Below are 3339 nucleotides of genomic sequence, written 5' to 3' on the forward strand. Positions count from 1 at the left end.
TAGTAGGGGGAAAAGTTTCTTCATTAGAAGAAATGGTGAAGGGGACTTTTATAAATATTCCCCCCCCCCCCCCACGTGGGTCATGATCTAGTGTGATACCGTAATTACAAAGAAAGGGGTTAAGGGGGTGGAAAGCCTCGCCAGCCGGGATGGATAACCCTGTGTTTAAATACTTCTATTTCTTAAATTTCCTTAATGGCTAGGAGGGGGAATAAAGCGATCAGAGTGACTCCTTCGATGAAGATCGCTCTCTTTGAACCCCTCCTAGTCTTCGTGAACAACTATGTTAAGGCACTTCGTTTCACCCTATTTTGGTTGAAGGAAAATGTCCCGAACCCAGAAGAGAAGGGAATGCTATCGAAAGTCAACGAAGAGTTGTACACATGGCTAAAGGGAGAGTATAATCTTCCGTCAAAGGTTGCTCAGGATTGATACCGTGATGCCCTCTCAATATACATGGGTTGGTATAGTAATCCTAAGAAGGGTAGGTTTCCAAGGGTATACAGACCTACGGTGTGGTTAACACCAAAAGCAAGTTATAATGTGGACTTCGACAAGATGAGCGTTAGGATTGCAAGTGTTGGTGAACTCCCAATCTTGGGATATCCTAGAGACATAGTCTACCTTGACGGTAAGTCGGCTACGTTACCCTAAGTCCATTATAGTAGGCTTACTAAGCCCCATCCTAAGATCAGAAACGCTAACGAGACGTTCTCTAATTTAAAACTTGGCAGTAAAGAGGTTGAGACATTTAAGAATTACATCCGTAACATCTTTGTTAAATCTGCTTAGGTTTACGCTAATTTTCATTGAAATTCTTGGTCTAAAATATTATACGACTAGTTAAACTAATTTTTGTACACTCATAAATTTTAATCAATACAAAAAGTTCATTAAGTTAAAAATTTTTGTAATTCTTTCTTCACATCATTTATTGTAGGTCTATCTTTCGGATTAGGGGAAGTCATTTTTAACAAGAACTTCTCAAATGGCAAGCTAGCCCTATTTAAGAGTTCTTGATAATATTTTTCATAATCCTTTCTAATATCTACACTAGTTTGCACATTAGTCGGATTAAAGACCTTTATACCCCTATATATCGCATATAATGATGCGCCAAGAGAGAACACGTCCATACTAGGATCTGCCTTACTTATTACATCAAATTGCTCTGGCGGTGCGTATGCGGGTGTTAATTGTAGTATGTTCTCTCCAATCTTTCTAGCGGAACCTAAATCCCCTAACTTTACGACTAATTGGCCAGTGTTAAGTAAATTCAAAAGTTCTTCTGCAGTATTTACATTAACCTTCTTAGAAAGAAGGAAGTTGCTAGGCTTTACGTCCAAGTGGACGTATCCCTCGTGATGAATCACCTCTAAGGCGTTTGATATCTCAAGGCCTATTTTAGCGACAACCTTCTCCCAACGAGTTGAGTAAATTAACTTATCCTTAACTATTTGCCATATATTACCTCCTTCCATGTATTCCATTACTATTGCTGGCGGGTAGTCAAGATATATTGTTAAATCGCCATTATACATCATTTTTATTCTATTCAAGTCCACGTAAATTGCAAAGATCTTTACTAGATTTTTAGACTTATTAGAAAGTGCTATTAGATGCGATGACTCGTCGTATATATCTTTATATAGTCTGATCGCTTGCACAGTAGTACTTTGAGTTGGAGAAGGTGGTAAAATCTTATAAATTTTCATTGCGTAAAGTGAGTTCTTATATTCAACCTTATACACCGTAGAGTTCCCACCCTCACCTATTTTCTCAAGTAATTTATAACCGTATATTGTTCTACATACCCAAACATTACCTTGAGTGGTTGAAGGGCTTGTTTGGCTGATAAATAACGTTTGAATTATATTTGAAAATTCAGTATCTCTAGAAAGTTCATAAGAACTTTTTGTCATAAGATAATTCAATAATTTAATAGCAGTTTGTAAATCTATTGGATTAATAAAATTAGAATATTTCAATATATAATAATCGTTATTGTAATAATATATTAATGTATTATTATTGAAATAGATTAATGAAGGAAATGTATTTGGTAATCCTAATTTATTTATTATAAATTCACTCTTTATTATTGCAATAGTTGTAGCTTGAGATAAAAGTTTTAAAGTAATCTTAGGATCAATCTCCTTTATAAGAATCTTTACTAAATCTGTTTCCTTCATTATCAAACAAGTAGTTCTGGTTATTTCTACGTTTAATTTTTCACTGAATAGCATTAATTCACAACTTAAATACTCGTTATTTACGTTAAAATAATCCGCTGTTATCTGGACATATGGAGTTATATGCGGAGCATTTATGAATTGTATCTTACCGACAATATAAACTGTTATCATAAAAAATTTATTAAATAGAGCTTTTTAAAATCTTTATTATATGGTTAGATATTTACATTTTATAAGTGAGGGAGAAATAAGGGATCAATGGTATGCTGCACTAATAGAATACTTTAGAGCGAGGAACAAAGATAATGTAAACATTCCAGAAATGCTAGTAGGGAATCAAAATCAAAGATCTGACTTAGTTACTTATATATGTAATAATGGGTATTGCAGTCCTCTCTTTTTATTCGAATTTAAAAATCAGCTAAAACGGGGAGGGATTTCTCGTCATGGAATATGTCAACAAGCATTTAAATATTCTAGTATTATAAACCCTTATTATACCATATGTGTTGATTTGACAAATTATATTTATCTTAAAATATACCACGGTAATAATCAAGTATTTAGAAACTTTCAATCTTATGCTGAGCTATTTAATTACTTCTTCTCAAGTTTTCTTCCGCAAGCTCTCTCAGTAACTCTTAATTTTACTATTCCTAGAAGCAATGTTATAAATAAGATATTTGCCTCACCAACTTATGAGAGGTTTTTAAGAGCAGAATTCGTAAGAATTTTAAATAAAAACGGTTTTTGTGCAATTTCAGAATGTGGTTCGATAGACCCTCAAGGGTTAGGTATAGCCAAACCAGATCTAGCGATATACACTACGAGTTGCGAAAACGAACAATTATTAGATTGCGAATATCCTTTTTTAGTTCTTGAATTTAAATCATACTATAATAACACAGCTATTTCTCAAGTTCAGAATTATAGAGATAGCTTACTCCCCTATTATTACGGAGTAGTATATGGTACGAGAAATTCTGCAGAAATTGAGATATATGATAGAAATAATAGTAAAATTTTAAGTCAAAGCATCCCAATAGGTAATCCTTATTTAAGTGATAGCAATGTTTTGAATTTAATTAGTAAATTACCAAAGGTATCTACGCCTAAAACTCCGTTAGATGGAAGGTATAATATA

The 3339-nt window shown here is 33.5% G+C and carries 2 protein-coding genes and 1 pseudogene; 2 read left to right on the forward strand and 1 reads right to left on the reverse strand.

Going from position 1 to position 3339, the window contains the following annotated elements:
- Positions 1-195: 195 nt before the first annotated feature.
- Positions 196-618: pseudogene (locus tag WIW89_RS00310) on the forward strand (RNA-guided endonuclease TnpB family protein); the annotation flags it as partial.
- Positions 619-893: 275 nt separating this feature from the next.
- Here the strand turns inward: WIW89_RS00310 and WIW89_RS00315 are convergent.
- Positions 894-2366, reverse strand: coding sequence for a serine/threonine-protein kinase (locus WIW89_RS00315; protein ID WP_337719307.1), 1473 nt, complete (start codon positions 2364-2366; stop codon positions 894-896).
- A 40-nt stretch (positions 2367-2406) separates the two neighbouring features.
- Between WIW89_RS00315 and WIW89_RS00320 the strand changes: the two genes are divergently transcribed.
- Positions 2407-3339, forward strand: a 933-nt coding sequence (locus tag WIW89_RS00320; RefSeq protein WP_337719308.1) for a hypothetical protein, incomplete at its 3' end; no start/stop codon positions are given.

Origin of the sequence: Stygiolobus sp. CP850M, assembly GCF_037389425.1 — an archaeon.
GTDB lineage: Archaea > Thermoproteota > Thermoprotei_A > Sulfolobales > Sulfolobaceae > Stygiolobus.